Raw genomic sequence first — 21093 nt, 5'->3', positions numbered from 1 at the left:
ATAGCGTTTTTACACATAACTCTAGGAAGATAAAATGCTGAATCTAAAAAAAAGAAAAATAGCGACACTCATAGCAGTGATTCTCGGTTCGTCAATGTTAACAGCGTGTGGTGGTGATGACGGTAAAAATGGTACAAACGGTTCTAATGGGGTCATTGGATTAGATGGTAGCAATGGCAATGATGGTGTCAACGGTGCTGATGGTACTGATGGCGCTAACGGGAGTGATGGGGCTAATGGGCAAAACCTGACAGCTGCAGCAAAACTAACCCGCTTAGCAACCGTGCCAGTAGGTGCAGAAATTACGGGTATGTTTTTAACGGATAACGATGAACTTTTCTTTAATGTACAACACCCTTCAGATCTGTCAGGTAACGAAACACCAGCAAAAGTTGGCGTAGTAACGGGATTTGACTGGGGTACGCTTGACCCTATGACTGAGAGTTTATCAGTGCCAACAACCGATACAGAAAAAATGGCAGTACGGGTCGTTGCCGGAACCTACCAAGTTTTGGGGCAAGCGGGTGATACCTTGAATAACCAATTGCCTCATGGTTTAGGCGCGATTGCTAGTGCTGATCAAGCCACTAAGATTAAGCAATCTCAAGATCCTGATTTTAATGCCTTCGTTCCAACTTCTGCCAGTGGTGACACAGGTTTTTTATTCACCGCATGGGAAGATCGCCCAGGTGCAATGAGCCGTATAGAACTATCTAAAGAAGACAGTGGAACTTGGACAATAGGTGATGCGATTAACGTTGATTTTTCAGCGGTATTAGGCACAATCATTAATTGTTTTGGTACGCTATCACCATGGAATACCCCTTTAACGTCAGAAGAAAACTACGAAGCTGAAAATACCGAGCAATGGAATAACACCGCTTACTTAGATGGCTATCCTAGCTACCCAGATGTTAAAAACTTACAAAGCTATTTAGCAAGTTCAACATTACCCAACCCCTATGATTACGGCTATATAGTTGAAATTACAGACCCAACTTCAACGAGCCCAACGCCAGTAAAGCATTTTACCTTAGGTCGTGTTGCCCATGAAAATTCGGTGGTAATGCCTGATTGGAAAACAGTTTACACCACTGATGATGGTTCAAATAAAGCCTTTTATAAATTTGTTGCCACTAACGCAGGCGATTTAAGCGCCGGCACTTTATATGCCGCTAAATTAACGCAAGACGCAACAAGTGCGCCAGCAAAAGCCGGCTTTGATATTCAGTGGATTGAGTTAGGTAGCAGTAATAATACCGAAATAAAAACCTGGATAAATTCATATAACGGTATTACTGAAGCTGATTATATTGAAGGTGAAACCAGCTATATCACTCAAACAGAAATAGATGATTGGGCAATAAATGGAGCTGGCGACGACCGTTACGCATTTTTAGAAACGTTACGAGCAGCTAAAGCCAAAGGCGCGACCACTGAATTTCGTAAAATGGAAGGTGTGGTGATTAATTATGATGGTGTTGCCAGTGGTGCCGTACCTTACATGTATGTTGCTATGTCTGAAGTAGGAAAAGGTATGGTTGATAATGAAGGTGATATTCAGCTTGATTCATCAGCTTACTGTGGCGCGGTATATCGCTTTGGTGTCCAAACAGACTTTAACGTTAATCGCATGGAACCAGTCGTTGTCGGTGGCGCTTATAATTCAGACGGCGATGCCAATGGCAACAAATGCGATGTTAATGGTATATCCAACCCTGATAATTTAGCGGTGATGGATGATGGTCGTGTTTTAATTGGTGAAGACACCAGTAAGCATGTTAACAACGCCCTGTGGATTTATAACCCAAAAGGTGAATAACCTTTAAAAATTTAGCGTTAATATTGATAAAGCCCAGCATGTCTGGGCTTTTTTTTACATAAAAATGATACAAATATAAGGCGGTTTGCCGCTCGGTAGCAAGCGTTAGGGGTTGGTTTAATTTCAGCATTAAGAAATGACTTAGCAATACAAAACACTCACTAAATATTGACTAAACCATAGCAAGTAAATGCTAAGTAAATGCCATGGCAACTTAGCGTAAACAGCAGTATTTTTAGGCAACTATATATATTATACCGTATATTTTATATCTTATTTGACCAGGAAATACATTCTATGGTGGTATTGTACTATAGCGACATTTATAATTAGGCAAATCAGAATTAAACAAACAAATTCTATTGTAACTATCGCTATATAGCACCAAGCTGTTATGTAGTCATTTTGAGGAAGAGTATATGCTTTTTAATGGTTCGTTTAGCACAGACTGCCCAATTCGTCAGAAAATCCGTGAATTTTATCGTATTGATGAAAATATAGCAGTAGATCATATTCTACCTGTGGCAGAAGTTAATGTTAGTGCTAGAAGTAGAGCTTGGGAAAGAGCTCGCAAAATGGTTTTACAAATTCGTGAAGACCAATCTGGGAATGGCGCAATTGATTCCCTATTAAAAGAGTACTCACTCTCCAGTGAAGAAGGTGTGGTATTGATGTGTTTGGCAGAAGCCTTATTACGTGTGCCAGACAAACATACTCAAGATGCCTTAATTCGTGACAAAATTTCTCAAGGCCAGTGGAGCAGTCATTTAGGCAGCAGTGATTCACTGTTTGTTAATGCTTCATCATGGGGCTTATTAATTACCGGCACTATGGTTAATTATGCCGATAAACGTAAAAAAGACAGCTTTGGTTTATTGAAAAAAGTCATTGGTCGCTTAGGCGAGCCAGTTATTCGTAAATCAATGAACTACGCCATGAAAATAATGGGTAAGCAGTTTGTAATGGGCGAAACTATTCAAGCGGCAACAGCGCGTGCTGCCACTAAAGAACAGCAAGGTTATGTCTATTCCTACGATATGCTCGGTGAAGGTGCTCGCACCATGGCGGATGCTGATCGTTACTTTAAATCTTATCAAGTTGCAATCGATGCCATCGGCGCTGTTGCTCGCGCCTCAGGTAAAAATGATCCTCGCCGAGTGCCCGGTATATCGGTTAAGCTTTCAGCCATTCATCCTCGCTACGAGTTTACCCACAAAGCCCGCGTTATGGCCGAAATTGTGCCAAAACTTAAAGCACTTTGCTTACAAGCAAAAAGTTATAACATTGGCTTAACCGTTGATGCCGAAGAGTCTGAACGCTTAGATATATCACTTGATATTATTGAAGCGGTTTTTAGCGATAGCGAGTTAGGCGATTGGACAGGTTTTGGCATGGCTTTACAAGCTTATCAAAAACGTGCGCTTTTTGTCGTCGATTGGTTACGTGATTTAACCCTACGTACTAACCGAAAAATGATGATCCGTTTGGTTAAAGGCGCTTATTGGGATACTGAAATTAAGAATGCTCAAAAAGATGGTCTTCAGCATTTCCCTGTTTTCACGCGTAAGTCTTCTACCGATGTTTCTTACCACGCCTGTGCTAATAAATTACTAGAATATAGAGATAGTATCTATCCACAATTTGCTACGCATAATGCTTACACAGCGGCAACCATTGTTGAGCTAGCTGGCGATGATAAAGAAGGTTTTGAGTTTCAATGTTTACATGGCATGGGCGATTCTTTATATGACCAAATTGTCTCAAGTGAAAATATTCAATGTCGAATTTACGCTCCTGTTGGTCATCATGAAGAGTTATTAGCTTACTTAGTGCGTCGTTTATTAGAAAACGGCGCTAACTCTTCTTTTGTTAATGCTATCGTTGATGAGTCTCAGCCAGTCGAGTCTTTATTGGGCGATCCCGTTGAAAAAACCCAGCGTTTAAAAGATAAATATAACCACCAAATAGTTAAACCTATCGCCTTGTATCATGATGCGAAAGGTCTGGGCCGTGATAATTCTAAAGGGCTAGACTTAACCGATATTAATGCTATAGCGCCGTTAAAATTATCATTAGATAACTGGTTTACCGATCATCACATCAATGAAAATGATGTGCCTTCAGGCTCGGTAGCGGTTAAAAACCCCGCCAACCATAGTGAAGTCATAGGTTTCCATCAACACCACACTAAAGATGACATGCTGGCAATGATCGACACCGCACAAGCAACATTTGCTTCGTGGTCGAAAACACCGGTATCTGAACGTGCCGATTTGTTATGTCGCGTTGCCGATATTCTTGAACGCCATATGGACGAACTTATCGCCTTATGTATTAAAGAAGCGGGTAAAATTGCGCAAGATGGTATTGATGAAGTCAGAGAAGCCGTCGATTTTTGTCGTTATTATGCTAACCAAGCGATTGAACTCGAAGAAGATGAACGCTTAGAAGCTCGTGGTGTTGTACTATGTATCAGCCCATGGAATTTTCCATTAGCGATATTTTTAGGGCAAGTTGCTGCGGCAATCGCTACCGGTAATACCGTATTAGCAAAACCTGCTGAACAAACAAGTTTAATTGCCTTGCGCACCATTGAACTAATGGAGTCGGTTGGACTACCTGAAGGTGTTGTTCAAGCGGTTATTGCTCGCGGAAGCGAAGTGGGCAGTGTTATTGTGCCTGACGCTCGTATTCAAACCGTTATGTTTACAGGTTCTACTGAAACCGGCACAATAATTTCACAAACGTTGGCTGATAGAGGTGGCGATCAAGTCCCTTTCATCGCTGAAACCGGTGGACAAAATTGTATGATAGTTGACTCAACAGCCTTGCCTGAGCAAGTTGTTGACGATGTTATTTCTTCAGGATTTCAATCGGCAGGTCAGCGCTGTTCTGCGCTTCGCGTATTATTTTTACAAGAAGACATCGCTGATAATGTCATTACTATGCTTAAGGGTGCCTTAGCAGAATTGCATGTCGGTAACCCAGAATATTTAAGCACAGATATCGGCCCAGTAATTGATGACAAAGCCCTCAGCGCGCTCAATGCACACAGTGACTATATGCAAACCCATGGTCAATTGTTATATCAGTGTGAGATATCAGCTGAAGTGGCAGGTAACGAGCATTTCTTTTTTGCGCCTCGTCTTTATGAAATTAAAGATATTAGCGTCCTTAAAAAAGAAGTCTTTGGCCCTTGTGTGCACATTGTACGTTTTAAAGGCAATGAAATAGAAGCGGTTATCGATAAAATTAATGGTACAGGTTTTGGTTTAACTATGGGTATTCATACGCGTATTGAACACCGTGCCTTAGATTTAGCTAAGCTGTCACGCGCAGGTAATGTTTATATTAACCGTAATATGATTGGCGCCATTGTTGGCGTACAACCTTTTGGTGGTCGTGGTCTGTCCGGTACGGGACCAAAAGCAGGTGGACCCAATTACTTAACACGTTTAGTTATTGAAAAAGCTACGCCAGATGCCGAACAATTTAACTTGCTACCTTCGCAGGTAGAAGCCTTAGACGGTGATGCAGAATCAGATAAAGCCTCAACTTTGTTTATGGACAAAGCAAATGCAGCAGAAAAAGGCTGGCGCTTAACTGAGTTAAATACCCGTCTTTCTTGTGTTCGTCAGCTGTTAGCCAAAATTGCGCATATTGATATTGTTGATGATTTAGCCGACGATTTAAATCTGACCTTAAAAGGCGCTCGTTCACAGTTGATTGATATTGAAAAGCGTTTGAAAAAGCCAACATTCTTACCAGGACCAACGGGTGAGTCTAATGTGTTGTATTTGGAAAACCGCGGTAATATTATTTGTTTTGCCGATGCGACAGTGAGCTTTCACTTCTGGGTACTATCTATTGTAACGGCGTTGGCTACCGGTAATACCGTTGTTAGTGTTGTTTCTGATTTGTATTATGATGAAGCCATCGCCTTTAGAGACAAGTTCCTCTCAACGGGTGCTGATGAAGGTGTTTTTCAGGTTGCACGTTTACGCCACTTATCAACGATGTTAGCGCACCCTGCCTTGTCAGGTGTTGTGGTCGACAGTCATTGTGATCGTAAGCACTTTATCAGTGAAAAATTAGCTGAACGTCAAGGGGCGATATTGCCAGTGATCAGTTCAGAATATTTCGATAATTTGATCCAGCGTCTATTAACCGAGAAAACGATTAGTATTGATACGACGGCATCGGGTGGTAATACATCGCTGATGACCTTAGTTGAAGAAGATTAACAACTGATTGCCTAAAAAGTATGACCCGTTATGGGTCATTACTTACAAATCAAACGAAAAAGGGCATCATAAGATGCCCTTTTTATTGATATTTTTTTATATAGCTGTGATCAACGTTGTTTATATTGCGTTGGGCAGTATCCTCTCGATACGTCAGGACTTCTTAATTTTACATGCTTGGTTGAGCGTCCACTTACTCTTTCCCGCCATAATCTAAAGCTTCTAGGTTTTAAGTGACTACGCATAAACTTAATAACATCAGGCTCTTGCAAACTAAACTGATGTTCTATTGCTTCAAATGGTGTTCTATCTTCCCAAGCCATTTCTATAATTCTTGACTCTTCATCCATAGAAAATTGCATAAAAGGATCCTAAAGGTAGTAAATAAACATAATCGTTATACGCGCCACTGATAAATAAAGACCATTAGCGCCTAACTTTTATCCATTAACTGAAGGTCTGCCTATCTAGCCAGCGCTAACTCATGAGCCTATAAATCATCTAGATTATTCAATAACTGTGTTGCGTGCTCTCTAATTTCAATTTTTTTCGCAGGCTCCATTTTATCCCAGTTACGAATAGGGAAACTCATTCTATGATTGCCAGCAAACTTATCATAATTTTGATCAATAAAATTCCAATACAAACTGTTTAATGGGCAGGCATTAGCGCCCACTTTTTCTTTAACGTTGTAATGGCAACCTTTGCAATAATCGCTCATTTTATTGACATAATTACCACTAGCCGCATAAGGTTTTGTCGCTATCCAACCACCGTCAGCAAAAAGTGCCATGCTGCGGGTATTCGGTAATTCTACCCATTCAATCGCGTCAATGTAGATACCTAAATACCAATCATCGACTTGGCTAGGCGTTATGCCAGCCAGTAAAGCAAAGTTTCCGGTGATCATCAATCGTTGAATATGATGAGCATAGGCATGTTTGAGTGATTGCGAGATAGCACTTCTTAAGCACTGCATTTTAGTATTAGCATTCCAGAAAAAAGCGGGTAAATCACGCTTTGCCTCTAAAAAATTCTGCTCGGCATAATTAGGCATATTAGCCCAATACATACCTCTAACATATTCTCGCCAGCCTAATATTTGCCTAACAAAACCTTCGATTTGCGCTAAGGTTATCTTACCTGCTGATGCTTGATAGGCAGCCAGAGCGGTTTCAATGACCTCAAGCGGATTAAGCATTTTACAGTTCAATGAAAAACTCAGCCGCGAGTGGTACAAACTCCAAGCATAAGGTGAGGCTACAGTCATCGCATCTTGAAAATTACCAAAGTTTTCTAACTGATGTTCGCAAAAGAACGTTAATAATTCTAGCGATTGTTGGCGATTAATAGGATAAGCAACATGCTCAGATTCACGCCCTATCGTGTCAATCTTATGATGTTTTATCCGTTGTAGATAATCACTTGCTGGGTTGTCAAAGACCAGTGGTTTAGGAATAAATTTAAGATCGGTTTTTTTAAAGGATTGACGATTATTCGCATCAAAATTCCAAGCATCACCTTCAGGCTTGGCGCCATTCATTAAAATAGCAAAGCGCTTGCGCATAAAACGATAAAAATTTTCCATTCTTACGTGGGTAGCGGCTTTAAAATGATCAGCGAGTTCATCAAAGGGTAATAAAAAGTGTTCACTGTCGACTTCATAGACAGGTACCGATAATTGAGCTGACATCTCGCTTAATTGCGCGCGCAATCGATATTCATCAGGACGCATAAAACTAAAATCTTCACTGGCATAAGTGGTCACTAATGTGGCGATCAAAGCAGGTAAATCTTGATATTTTGCTGTTTCATCTAAGGTTAAATAGCAAACCTGATGCCCTTTACTCTCCAGAGTTTGAGCAAAATTATCCATAGCAGCAAAAAACGCTGTTATCTTCTGACTGTGGTGCTTAGTATAATTAGCTTCTTGATAAAGCTCTGCGATAACATAAACAACATCGCTATCGACCCGTTCAAACCAGCTGTGCATAACATTAAGTTGATCGCCTAATATTAGCCTAAGATGTTTCGCCTTCATTAATTTACCTTACTTTACATTTAACTTTGAATTGATCTATACATAATTATTTTAGCTGATGCTGTCATTTTTACTACGTCGGCAACGCTCAGAGCAATAGCGGACATCTTCCCAACACGCTTGCCACTTTTTACGCCAAAAGAAATTCTTTTTACAAGTCTGGCAATTTTTCTCGGGTAACGTTAATTTTTTATGCATGATAACTTAATCACTTTCTGCAATTTTTAACTGTTGAGGTTTTTTAGCTTTGGATATTTTTTTATTACCTCTAACATGTTTAGCTACAATACGTTGCCCTTCTTTTTTAGTGGTAAATCGTTGACGAAAGCCCCACAGTAAATCGCGAGCAATCTTGCCTGTTTCGTTAATATCAACCATAGGAGATGGATAATCATCACCTAATTGGCATTGATAAAGCTGTTGTTCCATGGGTGACAATAACCAGGGTGTATGAATAACTTCATTGGGTAACTCAACTAATTCAGGTAACCATTTTCTAAGGAATTCACCATGACTATCTTTCTCTAATGATTGCTTAACCGGGTTATAAACCCTTATGATATTAGTACCAGTAACACCAGACTGCATTTGAAATTGTGGGTAATGAATGCCAGGTTCAAAATCAAGAAATAATTGTGCTAAATGGGTAACGCCTAATCGCCAATCCACCAGTAAGTGATGGCATAAAAAACTCACTAGCATCGCCCGCATACGAAAATTTATATAGCCAGTTTGCTCTAAACACCGCATACAAGCGTCAACTAATGGATAACCTGTTTGCGCAGTTTTCCATTTATCTAGTCGTTCTTCAACACTCAGTCCACAATGAATATCTGGATACATTAAGTCATTATAGGCTTTATTCACGGGTCGCCATTGCATTTGATGTTCACTTTCAAATTTTTGAATAAAGTGACAATGCCAATGTAGCCGAGAAGCCAGCGCGTCTATTGGTCGTTTCCAACCCCGCTCTGATCTTGTTATCAAAATAGTTTGATAGAACTCTCTTAAACTTATATTGCCCCAGGCTAGATAAGGTGACAACCGAGAGCAACTTTTACGACTTGCTTGCGGTTTAGAGATATCAAAATGATACCCCTTACCACGACCCTTTAAGAAGGATTGCAGGGTTCTTTGCGCCCAAAGCTCACCACCTTTAAGCATAAAGTCATCCGTTATTGACCATGATATTGGAAAACTGCAGACAAATAGCTTATCTATTAATGTGCAACTCGCTAGAACATCATCCGATAATTTGGCTTGTTCCAGCGGGGCTTTCATCACTTGGCGCCAGTGTTTGTCCCAATCAATTCTATTTTTTTTGCCACGACTTACTGCACCAAATTGACTCTCATTCCAAACTATATCTTGTGCTTGGCACCACTGTTGTACCGATTTATCTCTCTCAAAGGTCGATAATAAACCCACTTCTTCGTGGCTAAACAACCCGCTTATTTTAAAGACGTTATTGATTTCAATTAAGCCCGCTATTGCATCACCAAAATACAAATATACACGTGAATTAAAAGCGGCTAGCTGACTATTCATATCAGCAATAGATTGCCAAACAAAACGCCAATGCCGCTCATCATAATGAGGGTCGTTTATAAGTAGCGGTTCAAAGACGTAGTAAAGCAAGGTTTGACCCGATTTAATCGCTTGCACTAAAGGTTGATGATCACTGAGCCGTAAATCACGTTTCAGCCAAACAACATTTACCGCTGTATTCATCGGTTTTTCTTCAATAAGTGTCTTAGTCATTTAGCGGTTGCACCGGCCAATCAGAAGCGTCGACAGAATCCAGTGGCTTACTCGAGTAATCATCTCGGGTAAGCCACTTAGCCTGATAAACCCCATCAGAGTCATAAAGTGCTGTTTGCTTTTCAATATTGAAATGTCTGCCACCTCTAGGGTCAACGCCGACACCCGCAATATACTGCCAATTACCCCAATTAACTCCAGCATCATAATCTATTAGCTGCTCTTCAAACCAAGCCGCGCCAAATCGCCAATCAACACTGAGTTCATTAACCAAACAACTGGCTACAATTTGACGGGCTCGATTACTTATATAACCTGTGGTCATTAATTCATTCATACAGGCATTAACAAGCGGATAAGGAGTCTGACCTAAGCACCATTTATTAAAACGCTCAGGATAAAATGAAGTTAAGGGTGGATGTTCAGCCAAACCTTTAAATTGGTAGGTTTTTGCACCGACTTTAAAATGTAACCACTGGAAGTATTCGCGCCATAATAATTCTAAATATAGACATTGTGTTGAACTATTTTCCCCTTGCTGCTCTTCAAAATCAGTAATGGAGCGGTTTACTTGCCGCGCAGAGATACAACCATAATTTAACCAAGCCGAGAACTTACTGCTATTATTCCAGCCGTCTAAATTATTTCTAACCTGTTTATAATTAGCCGGTAAAGCCGATGAAAAATAACGACTAAGTTGCTTTAAACCGGCAGTTTCACCGCCCTCAAAATTATAACCACACTTTGCTCTTTGATAAGGTGTGTTAGGTAACCACGATGGCCTAAAAATTGTTGGTGAAGGCATATTAGCAAACATACTGGGCAAAGATTGAGTGCTGGGTGTAACATCAGCGATGCTAATATCAGCCATCACCTTTCTAAACTTAGAATAACTTATTGGGAGTTGCTCAAGTTCAAAGGGTAAAACGTGATGTGGGAATAACGTAAATTGATCGACCTGATGAATATCCGCTTCGGGCAAACGCCGACCAAGCTCATCAATCAAACTGTTTTCATATGTGCCAGGAAGACGTGTGGTAATAACATCGGTAATGTCATATTTTTCACAGAGCGCGGTTAAACTCGATAATGTGTCCCCGTAAACAATGTAAAGTTGTTGATCTAATGCTAATAAACTTTGATTAAAATCACTCAAACACCCCTGTAAAAAGTGCCAGCGTTTATCACCCAAAGGTTTAGATTGATAGTTCTTTGGCTCGAACCACTTTTTATCAACAACATAAACACAAAGTAATTGTTCGCTTTGGCTGGCTAAGTTAAGTGCAATGTTGTCATTGAGACGAAGATCTTTAGTCACCCAGTATAAGGAACGTTTCATAGATATAATTCGAAAATTCAAAAAAATTATATACGAATTAACTTAGCGATTAGATCAACATCGTTAAGTTATTATATGCGGGTGTAACTCGATGTAGTCAGGCAGTTAATCGCCCACTAATTGATAAAAGCAGGGGTTACAGAAAATCATAGTTGAGTCGGTTAGCTGAGGCTAATACTTAATAGGTAAGAATAACGAGTGTATTTAAGTGATAAAAAAAAACCTCTGCATTGCTGCAGAGGTCATTTAATCAATTATTCAATTATTCAATTAATCAATTAATCATCTTGAACAGGTTCATCCCAAGAAAGATGATGTTCACTTAAGACGACCAAGTTTTCACTATTGATCAATCGTTGTGAAGCGCTATACCCAAGGATATTTTGCACCGTTTCGTCTGGACGACTAGCAATAATGGCTGTTTCATCCGATGAGAAGTTACACAAACCACGTGCTATTTCTTCACCTTTTTCGTCGTAGACGTGAAGCACATCTGCGCGCTCGAAGTTGCCATGTATTGAAACAACATCGTGGCAGGTAAATCCTTCGTCACCGCCAAATAGTGCATCAGCAACTTCTTGTTTTATCACTAAACTACCGGCCATTTGCAAACGGTCAGTTAGCCAGATGTTCCATGCTGATGAAGGTGATGAGTGAGCAATACACTTAGTGTGTCTGCGATCACCGTGCAATATTCCGGTAACAGGCGCTTCCATCGTCCCTCTCGAAATAATGGTTGTACAACCAGCATTTTGCGCCATATTGGCCGCTTGTAGTTTAGTTAGCATGCCACCGGTACCTAAAGAGCTGGTGCCGCTTGCCGCTTCCATATAACTACTAACATCTTCGATAGAATCGACAAAAATTGCGCCTTCTTCTGAAGGATCTCGGTCATACACGCCATCGATACAGGTAAGAATAAACAAATACTCTGCGCCAATCATTTGTGCGACTTTAGCAGCAAGTCTGTCATTATCTCCGACACGAATTTCTTCTGTAGTCACCGTATCATTTTCGTTGACGATAGGCATTACGCCTTGTTTTATCAGGCGATGAACGGTATTTTTAATATTGAGAAAGCGACGTCTATTTTCTAAATCATCTAAGGTAACTAAAACCTGTGCTATATCAAAACCATACTCAAGTGCAATTTGCTTGTAGGCATGCATTAAGATGGGTTGTCCACAAGCGGCAGCCGCTTGCTTATCTTGCACACTAGCATTTTCAATAGTGCAACCAACCGTATTTAGACCTAATGCTACTGAACCAGAAGAGGTCAATACAACTTCGTAGCCTTGCTCGCGTAACAAAGATATGTCACTTAGGAGACCATGCATAAAAGCAAAACTAGGTGTTAAATTTTTAACATTTGCTAAGAGACTCGAACCCACTTTAATAACGATACGTGGCTTGTTTCGAGAAGATTTATCAGTTTTTTGTTGTTCAAATGAGGGCAAAATTACTCCGTGCTCTGGTTAATTAAAATAAATAGTAGCGTTGAATCATTCACAAAATTGATTCAACAAATTGCAGCTATTTTCGTGATATTTTATTGTCGTATTAGAATTATTGCTTATTACTGATAACATAAATTTATCTGCGGTTGACCGCGTTAAAAGTAGCGGTTGACCGCGTTAAAAGTAATAGATAAAAAATTGCTGAAACGTTGGTAAAAACGTTAGAATTTGACGGCAATCGACAAATGAGTGCAGATATCATATACTAAAAAAGATAATTTTTCAATTGAACTCAAACTCAACGTTTTGAAAAATATATTATCGGATTTTAAAAGTTCGTACTGAACACCTGCAAAACGATCTGTATTTCATTCAATGTAAGCTAAAAAACAACAGGAGTTTCATGTCATTACTTATGATTGGTTGTGGTAAAATGGGCGGTTCTTTATTGACTCGTTGGGCAACTTCTACAAATCACACCATCACTATTATTAATCCCTCATTAGTTAAAGCACCGCAGAATGTTATCGTCAGACAAGCCATTGAAGAGCTAGCTGATCAACGTTTCGACATCATTGTTATTGCGATTAAACCACAGCTTATTGAAAAAATATTACCAAGCTATCGTCGTCATCTTGCTGATTCGGGTTGCATTATATCTATCGCTGCTGGCTACTCGGTTTCTTCAATAGAACTACTGATTGGCGAACAAGCTATTGTTCGCGTTATGCCAAATCTACCCGCAAAAATTGGTAGAGGCGTTAGCGGACTTTTCGCAAACTCTCGTTGTAGTGCGGCTCAAATTGAAAACGCTGTAGCATTAACCAATGCCGTTGGTTATACACACATAACAACCAGCGAAGACGAGCTAGACCGAGTAACGGCAGTCGCTGGAAGTGGTCCTGGTTATGCCTTTGAAATAGCACGTTGTTGGATAGAGTCGGCAATTAAACTCGGCTTTTCACCGCAAACTGCAAGAGAGTTGGTATTGAATACACTCAGTGGTTCGATGGAGTTGGCCTTAACGAGTAAAGAAGATGCCGAGACTTTGCGAAACTCAGTAACCAGTAAAAATGGTACAACAGCGGCAGGATTAAGTGCGCTTATGCAAGATGAACAGTTAGCGTCTCTATTTGACTCAACTGTTTTATCGGCTTATCAACGTGCGGTAGCCTTGCGCTAACTTTAGTCCAGTCAGCAATGACGCACTCAAACATTTTTAATGAAAACCCTAAATTCTTTAAACTGAACTTTTATTATTGCTTTTGATATTAATATCAGCGATAAAAATAAAAGTTAATATCATTCAAGTAAAAAAGTTGATCAAACAGTTTAGCGTTAAATGAACAAGTAAAAGGATAAAAATTAATGTCAAATACCTCTAAGAATACTGATATAGAAACAATGATCACTACGCTTGGTAAGCAAGCAAAAGCCGCGGCCAAAGTACTTGCCTGTGCAACGACAGAACAAAAAAACAAAGCATTAACTATTGCCGCAAATGCGCTTCGTGAAAATATGGACGCACTGCTAAAAGCAAACGCACTCGATGTTTTAAGCGTTAAAAAAGCCGGTAAAGCCGATTCGTTTGTAGACCGATTAGAGCTTAACCCTGAAAGAGTTGAAGGTATGGCTGTCGCGCTAGAAGACATTGCCAAGCTAGCCGATCCTGTCGGTCGAGTATTAGCTGAATTTGACCGTCCCAATGGTCTTAAAATAACCCGTGTAGCAACACCTATTGGTGTTATTGGGATGATTTATGAATCACGTCCTAATGTTGGCGCAGATGCTGGCGCGTTATGTCTTAAGTCAGGTAATACGGTAATTTTACGTGGCGGCTCTGAAAGCTTAAATTCCACACGTATTATTGTTGAGTGTATGGCAACGGGTTTACGTGCGGCTGGCTTACCGGCTAACTGTATACAACTGGTTGACACCGATGACCGATCTGCCGTTGCCGCTTTACTGCGCTGTGCCGATTATGTTGATTTAGTTATTCCTCGTGGTGGCCGAGGTTTAGTTGAGCTAGTCAGAAACGAAGCTCAAGTACCAACCTTGCTTCACTTAGATGGCAATAACCATATTTATGTTGATAAAGACGCAGACTTGACCAAAGCACTCAGTATCATTAAAAATGCCAAATTACGCAGAACTGGTGTTTGTGGTGCAACTGAAAGTTTAGTGTTAGACCAAGCAATAGCAAAAGAATTTTTACCACAACTCGTAGACACCTTAGCGGGTTGTGAAATTCGTGGCGATGTTGCGGCTCAAGCCTGCGATCCCCGTATTAATGTTGCAACTGATGCCGATTGGGATACTGAATACCTTGATGCGATTTTATCGGTTAAAGTAGTATCTGGATTAGATGAAGCGCTTGATTTTATTGAAGAGCATTCCTCTAAACATACCGATGCTATTATCACTGAAAATGCGGAAATCGCGGAAACGTTTATGCGCTCGGTCGATTCTGCCGTGGTGATGCATAACGCCTCAACTCAGTTTGCTGATGGTGGTGAGTTTGGTATGGGCGCTGAAATTGGTATTGCGACCGGTAAAGTACATGCACGTGGACCCGTTGGTTTAGAGCAGCTAACCATTTTTAAATACCGTGTTGCCGGTCAAGGGCAAACTCGTCCTTAAACGCTTTTGCGTTAAACACTACCACGCATAAAAGTACCAAACTTTTAGCTAAAGCTATACCTAGTTAACACTTTTTTGTTAGCAATAATAGTGCCTCTAACCGCGTGTTAGGGGCTAGCTATTTATATTAAGTTCAGACCTTTTTCACGTAAATCCCCCATACATTTATCAAACGATTAAAACGTTAAAGCTACCGTTAGTTTAGGCGAGGGATTACTATCACTTTCGTGAACCTTATCAATGCACTATAGATTTAACTACTTAGTAAAACAGTATTTAAACCTTTCGTTTACAAATGTAGTTGGCTGAGAAATTATAGCTATGTTATAGTTGCAACCCTTAGGACTAGGTATAGAATAGTCTATACTTGCCCGTCATTTATAAAGCCTTACCGTAAACCTATGATTTCATTATTAAAAAACGTGAACCTTTATAACCCTGCTCCTATGGGTATTAAAGATGTGCTGATTGCTGGTGGAAAAATCGCTGATATTTTTGATGTATCTGATCATGCCCACCATAATATCCCTGATAACTGGCCGGTTGAAGTTATCGATTTTAATGGCGCATACCTAGTGCCAGGTTTTATCGACAGTCATGCTCATATTACCGGTGGTGGTGGTGAAGCAGGTTTTTCAACACAAGTTCCCCCAGTTTCTCTTTCAGAATTTACCCAAGTGGGTGTGACAACTGTAGTTGGACTTTTAGGTACAGATGACACCACTCGGAGTATTGCCAACCTAATAAGCAAAGTTTACGGACTCCGTGAAGAAGGCATGTCGGCATATTGTTGGACCGGTGGTTATCATTATCCGTTAACAACGTTAATTGGTAGCGCAAAAGCAGATATTACTTTTTTAGAGCCGGTTATTGGTATTGGTGAGTTTGCTATTAGCGATCATCGTTCAAGCCAACCAACTTTTGAAGAAGTAATAAAACTAGCTAGTGAAGCACATGTTGCGGGGTTATTGACAGGCAAAGCCGGTATTATTCATTTTCATCTCGGTGATGGTGAACGGCGTCTTGAATTAATTGAGCGAGCGATTAGTGAAACAGAAATTCCTGCCCGTGTCTTTAATCCGACGCACGTTAATCGAAATAAGCCATTATTTGAAGACAGTTGCAAATTATTAGCGCACGGCTGTTATATCGATATTACCGCTTTTCCTGAAGGCACAGCAGAGCCTGGTTTAGAGGCATGCGATGCGATAGAAATTGCCGTACAAAGAGGTTTACCCTTGGACAAAATAACCGTCAGTTCAGACGGTGGTGGTTGTTTACCTTGTTTTGATCAACAAGGCGAATTACAACACATGGACTTTGGCCGAGCCAGTACATTACTGGAAACATTACAAGCAACATTAAGAAAGAATATTGCGCTTGAAAGTATTTTACCGATGTTTACTAGCAACGTGGCTACGTTGTTACGTTTACACAGTAAAGGAAAAATAGTACGTAATAACGATGCCGATATGCTCGTACTTAACAACAAATTTGAAATTACTGACGTGATGATAAAAGGTCGTTGGCATAAACGTGACAACACAACAGTAGTAAGTGGAACTTTTGAGTAGAGGTAGGTATGTGTCCAGCAAAAATTGCTGAAGGTCAGCAAAGGGGATTTATAATTCCAATCGGGGGGGCAGAAGAGCGTGTTGATGACCCAATAATTCTACAACGTTTTGTAGAATTATGTGGCGATGAAAATGCCAATATAGTGATTATTCCAACCGCGTCACAGCTTGCTGAGACTGGGCCAAATTATGAAGTTATTTTTCGTAATCTTAATGTCAAAAATGCGATATCTTTACCGATAAATAGCAGAGAAGATGCTGAGCGCGAAGATTATTTAGCCGCACTTGAAAACGCAACAGGTATTTTTATTACCGGTGGTAATCAATTACGCTTGTCGACTATATTAGGCGGTACTTCGGTTGCACAGAGTATAAGAAAATTAAACTCTGAAGGTGTGCATGTTGCAGGAACATCTGCAGGTGCCGCTATTATGCCTGAGCATATGATTGCAGGTGGCTCTACCGGTGCATTACCTAATGAGCAAGGTGTAACTTTTGCTCCTGGCTTAGGTTTAATAAGTAAAGTACTTTTAGATCAACACTTTAGTCAACGTAATCGTTTAGGACGTCTACTTTCTGCTGTTTCATATAATCCTTTTGCTTCAGGACTAGGAATTTGTGAAAATACCGCGGCCTTTATTGCGCCAGACGGGTTACTAGAAGTAGTTGGACACGGAAGTATTACGGTAGTTGACCCTTCTGATTTGCAGCACAGTTCAATGGCTGAAGCTCGTACAGGAGATTCCATTACCTTGATAGGGTTAAAACTTCATATGCTTAGTCACGGTGATACTTATTGTTTAAATACTCGAGTCGCATCACCTAAAGCCGTTTAGTCTCTTTAGATACCAATAAGCTAAGCTAAAATTTGCCCATAAATAAACGCATTATTTATGGGCAAATCTCTTTAAAAGGCTCACAAACGCCGCTTCTTTTTCATTGAACCCGAATAAAAAAACACCTTTCTACGACGCTATTCACCATAACTTTTTGGCTGACTTTCCTTGCGCATTTTATCATTAGCAAGTTTAGAAAAAAATTGTCTTGTCTATTAGTAAAACCATGGTATCTTTTTGTTATACCATTATTTTTTTATGGCAATTTTTTACTTCTATTCGATCTTATAAAGATCTTAAGTGTAATGCGTTGAAACTTCTCGGTTTGTAACTCAACATATGCACATCAATAGAACCTGTGCACATAGTCAGTTCAGTATCACCGTGATTTATTCCTCCCAATAATTGTCATATTATATTTTGTTGCACCCTGTTTTCGACAAAAGGTTCAACTTGTAGGTACACATAATAATAATTCTAATCACCTGATTTTTGGACATATAATGAAAATATTAACAAGTAATGTTTATGTTGGCCCTAATGTTTACGCCCATTTTCCTGTTATTCGACACGCTGTTGATGTTGGCATATTAGAGCAATACCCTTCGGTAAAATTAGGTAAAGAATTCATTGATGGCTTAATTGAAGCCTTACCCGGTTTAAAAGAGCATGGCTGTTCATACGGCGAATCTGGCGGTTTTATTAGGCGCTTGCAAGAAGATGAAGGTACCTGGATAGCTCACATATGGGAACATGCAACCTTAGAACTGCAATGCATGGCCGGTACTGAAGTTACTTTTGGCAAAACCAGAGGCAATGGCGAAGTTGGTCAATATGACATGGTCTTTCAGTACAAACAACGAGATGTTGGATTAGCTGCTGCTGAACTTGCCAGAAACCTGCTTATCTCAGTGATGCCAGTAAATATTCAAGCACAACTACAAACAAAATTAGAAGCCGATTTCGATTTTGCTGAGGAGCTATCAAACTTTATTCGTTATGCACAGCGCAAAGAATTTGGTCCCAGTACTCAATCTTTAATAACGGCAGCTGAAGAACGTCATATCCCATGGCTACGCTTAAATCAGTACAGCTTAGTACAATTTGGCCATGGTAAATACCAACAGCGCATTCAAGCCACCATTACTAGCCAAACGAATCATATTGCTGTTGAAATATCTTGTGATAAAGAAGACACCCACAATTTATTAAATGATCTCGGTTTACCTGTGCCTAGACAACAAATGGTTTATTCTGCCAAAGATGCCATAAAAGCAGCAAAACGTATTGGCTTACCGGTTGTACTTAAACCATTAAATGCTAACCATGGCCGTGGCGTCTCTATCGATTTAACCACTGACGAGCAAATTAATACAGCATTTGATTTTGCCCGCGAACAAGGCACCAGTAGAGCTGTTTTAGTTGAGTCATTTTTAACCGGTTTAGATCATCGAATGCTTGTTGTTAATGGCGAACTTGTTGCTGTCGCAAAACGCGTACCGGGTCATGTTGTTGGTGACAATAAACACACCATTACGCAATTAATCGATATTGTAAATGAAGACCCGCGTCGGGGTGTTGGCCATGAAAAAGTGCTCACTCAACTCGAAATGGACTCACAAGCAACCCGTTTAGTTGAAGAAGCTGGCTATAGCGTTGATACCATATTACCTGAAGGCGAAATTTTCTATTTACGTTCAACCGCTAATTTATCAACGGGCGGCACCGCGATAGACATGACTGATGTAGTTCACCCTGACAATAAAGTGATGGCTGAACGAGCGATAAAAGCCGTTGGTCTTGACGTTGGCGGTGTTGATTTTCTGACCTCTGACATTACTCAATCATATAAAGATATCGGCGGCGGTATCGTTGAAGTCAATGCTGCGCCAGGTTTTCGTATGCATGTTGCACCAAGCCATGGCAAACCTCGTGATGTTGCTGGCAAAGTTATTGATATGCTCTTTCCACCTAATACACCCACTTGTATCCCTATTGCCGGCATTACAGGTACCAACGGTAAAACAACAACTTCACGAATGCTTTCGCACATTTTAAAAACAGCAGGACATGTTGTAGGTATGACATCAACTGATGGTGTGTACGTTGATGGTCTGTTATCAGTAAAAGGCGATATGACCGGACCCGTTGCATCACAAATTGTCTTAAGAGATCCTTCGGTTGATATTGCTGTTCTTGAAACTGCCCGTGGTGGCATCGTTCGCTCAGGTTTAGGTTATAGAGAAAGTAATGTTGCCGCCTGCATTAATGTTCAACCCGATCATTTAGGCTTAAAAGGTGTTGATACCCTAGAACAACTTGCTGAAATTAAACGTATTGTCGTTGAAGTAGCCAAAGACGCGGTCATACTTAATGCCGACGACCCACTTTGTTTAAAAATGGCCGACCATACTCAAGCAAAACATTTATGTTATGTGACTATGAATTCAGGACATGGTTTAGTTAGAGAGCATATTCGCGCGGGTGGACGTGCCGTGGTGCTTGAAAAGGGCATCAATGGTGAAATGATCACCATCTTTGATAACGGTGCGCATATCCCATTACTTTGGACACATTTAATTCCTGCTACACTGGAAGGTAAAGCCACTCATAACGTACAAAATGCGATGTTTGCCGCTGCCCTCGCCTATTCTCTAGATAAACCACTTGATGCAATTCAACAAGGATTAAGAACGTTCAACACCACCTTTTATCAAGCACCGGGGCGAATGAACGTCTTTGATGAACATCCTTTTAGAGTTATTTTAGATTATGCTCACAACGCCGATGGTGTTCGCCATATGAGCGAATTAGCGACTAAATTAGACGTTAATGGTAAGCGTATTGCGGTATTAGCCGCACCGGGAGATCGCCGTGATGAAGATATTGAAAACATCGCCAAAGCAGCCGCTGGACATTTTGATTTATATATCTGTCGCGCCGATGACAATCTTCGTGGACGTGGTAGTGATGAAGTGCCGCAAATGTTAGCTGCAACGTTAAAAGCACAAGGTATCAGCGAAGACAATATCTTGATGATACCTGACGAGGTCACAGCTACTGAAAAAGCCTTGTCGATGGCAAATAAAGATGATTTAGTGATTGTCTTTGGTGATGCGATTACCCGTTGTTGGAAGCAAATCATTAATTTTAACGGTAGTGAAGATAATCCAGCAGAAACATTAACAAAACCCGTGCATACCGTTGTTTCGATGTTAAACACCGATGAACCTGATCCCTTTATACTAGAGTCAGGCATGAAGTTAGTTAAGGATGATCGAGGCGTTCGCATTGTTTCAACCATAGAAGAAGAAAGTGATTAAAACCAAGTTAATGCAGTTATTTGCCATTAACTGAAGATGAATAAGCTTAACCTCGC

General features: G+C 40.3%; 13 protein-coding genes. 7 read left to right on the top strand and 6 right to left on the bottom strand.

Going from position 1 to position 21093, the window contains the following annotated elements:
* Positions 1–34 precede the first annotated feature (34 nt).
* Together H4J75_RS07585 and putA are read left to right on the top strand one after the other, a co-directional pair.
* Positions 35–1822, top strand: coding sequence for a PhoX family phosphatase (locus H4J75_RS07585; protein WP_182221779.1), 1788 nt, complete (start codon positions 35–37; stop codon positions 1820–1822).
* 419 nt (positions 1823–2241) lie between these two features.
* Positions 2242–6066 carry a bifunctional proline dehydrogenase/L-glutamate gamma-semialdehyde dehydrogenase PutA gene (gene putA, locus H4J75_RS07580; protein ID WP_182221778.1) on the top strand — a complete coding sequence of 1275 codons (3825 nt, stop codon included), beginning with the start codon at positions 2242–2244 and terminating at the stop codon, positions 6064–6066.
* Positions 6067–6176: 110 nt separating this feature from the next.
* On the opposite strand, the gene H4J75_RS07575 is transcribed toward putA, so the two are convergent.
* The 6 genes from H4J75_RS07575 to proB all read right to left on the bottom strand — a co-directional run bounded on the left by H4J75_RS07575 (position 6177) and on the right by proB (position 12664).
* Entirely contained in the window at positions 6177–6428 is a 252-nt protein-coding gene (locus H4J75_RS07575; protein ID WP_070375800.1) for a TIGR03643 family protein, read from the bottom strand.
* 128 nt (positions 6429–6556) lie between these two features.
* Positions 6557–8107, bottom strand: coding sequence for a cryptochrome/photolyase family protein (locus tag H4J75_RS07570; RefSeq protein ID WP_182213662.1), 1551 nt, complete (start codon positions 8105–8107; stop codon positions 6557–6559).
* Between the two features lie 51 nt (positions 8108–8158).
* On the bottom strand, positions 8159–8305 hold the full coding sequence (locus tag H4J75_RS07565) for a DUF2256 domain-containing protein (protein ID WP_083278015.1): 147 nt from the start codon (positions 8303–8305) through the stop codon (positions 8159–8161).
* A 6-nt stretch (positions 8306–8311) separates the two neighbouring features.
* The gene (locus H4J75_RS07560; RefSeq protein ID WP_259366352.1) at positions 8312–9868 is read right to left on the bottom strand and encodes a cryptochrome/deoxyribodipyrimidine photo-lyase family protein; all 1557 of its coding nucleotides are present in this window, start codon (positions 9866–9868) and stop codon (positions 8312–8314) included.
* Positions 9861–11207, bottom strand: coding sequence for a DASH family cryptochrome (locus tag H4J75_RS07555; RefSeq protein WP_182221777.1), 1347 nt, complete (start codon positions 11205–11207; stop codon positions 9861–9863). The genes H4J75_RS07560 and H4J75_RS07555 overlap by 8 nt, the downstream gene beginning before the upstream one ends.
* 278 nt (positions 11208–11485) lie before the next feature.
* On the bottom strand, positions 11486–12664 hold the full coding sequence (proB, locus tag H4J75_RS07550) for a glutamate 5-kinase (protein WP_182221776.1): 1179 nt from the start codon (positions 12662–12664) through the stop codon (positions 11486–11488).
* A gap of 403 nt (positions 12665–13067) precedes the next feature.
* Between proB and H4J75_RS07545 the strand changes: the two genes are divergently transcribed.
* From H4J75_RS07545 to cphA, 5 genes are all read left to right on the top strand, one after another.
* Positions 13068–13847, top strand: coding sequence for a pyrroline-5-carboxylate reductase (locus H4J75_RS07545; protein WP_182221775.1), 780 nt, complete (start codon positions 13068–13070; stop codon positions 13845–13847).
* A 185-nt stretch (positions 13848–14032) separates the two neighbouring features.
* Positions 14033–15304 carry a glutamate-5-semialdehyde dehydrogenase gene (locus H4J75_RS07540; protein WP_083278014.1) on the top strand — a complete coding sequence of 424 codons (1272 nt, stop codon included), beginning with the start codon at positions 14033–14035 and terminating at the stop codon, positions 15302–15304.
* A 401-nt stretch (positions 15305–15705) separates the two neighbouring features.
* A complete protein-coding gene (gene iadA, locus H4J75_RS07535) occupies positions 15706–16878 on the top strand; it encodes a beta-aspartyl-peptidase (RefSeq protein ID WP_182221774.1) in 1173 nt (390 codons plus the stop codon).
* Between the two features lie 8 nt (positions 16879–16886).
* A complete protein-coding gene (locus tag H4J75_RS07530) occupies positions 16887–17714 on the top strand; it encodes a cyanophycinase (protein WP_182221773.1) in 828 nt (275 codons plus the stop codon).
* A gap of 503 nt (positions 17715–18217) precedes the next feature.
* Positions 18218–21037 (top strand): cyanophycin synthetase, encoded by a 2820-nt coding sequence (gene cphA, locus H4J75_RS07525; protein WP_182221772.1) that lies wholly within the window; start codon positions 18218–18220, stop codon positions 21035–21037.
* Positions 21038–21093: the final 56 nt, after the last annotated feature.

The sequence above is a fragment of the Colwellia sp. BRX10-1 genome (assembly GCF_014077545.1).
In the GTDB taxonomy this organism is placed as follows: Bacteria; Pseudomonadota; Gammaproteobacteria; order Enterobacterales; family Alteromonadaceae; genus Colwellia_A.
This window is presented reverse-complemented; position numbering and strand designations above follow the sequence as displayed.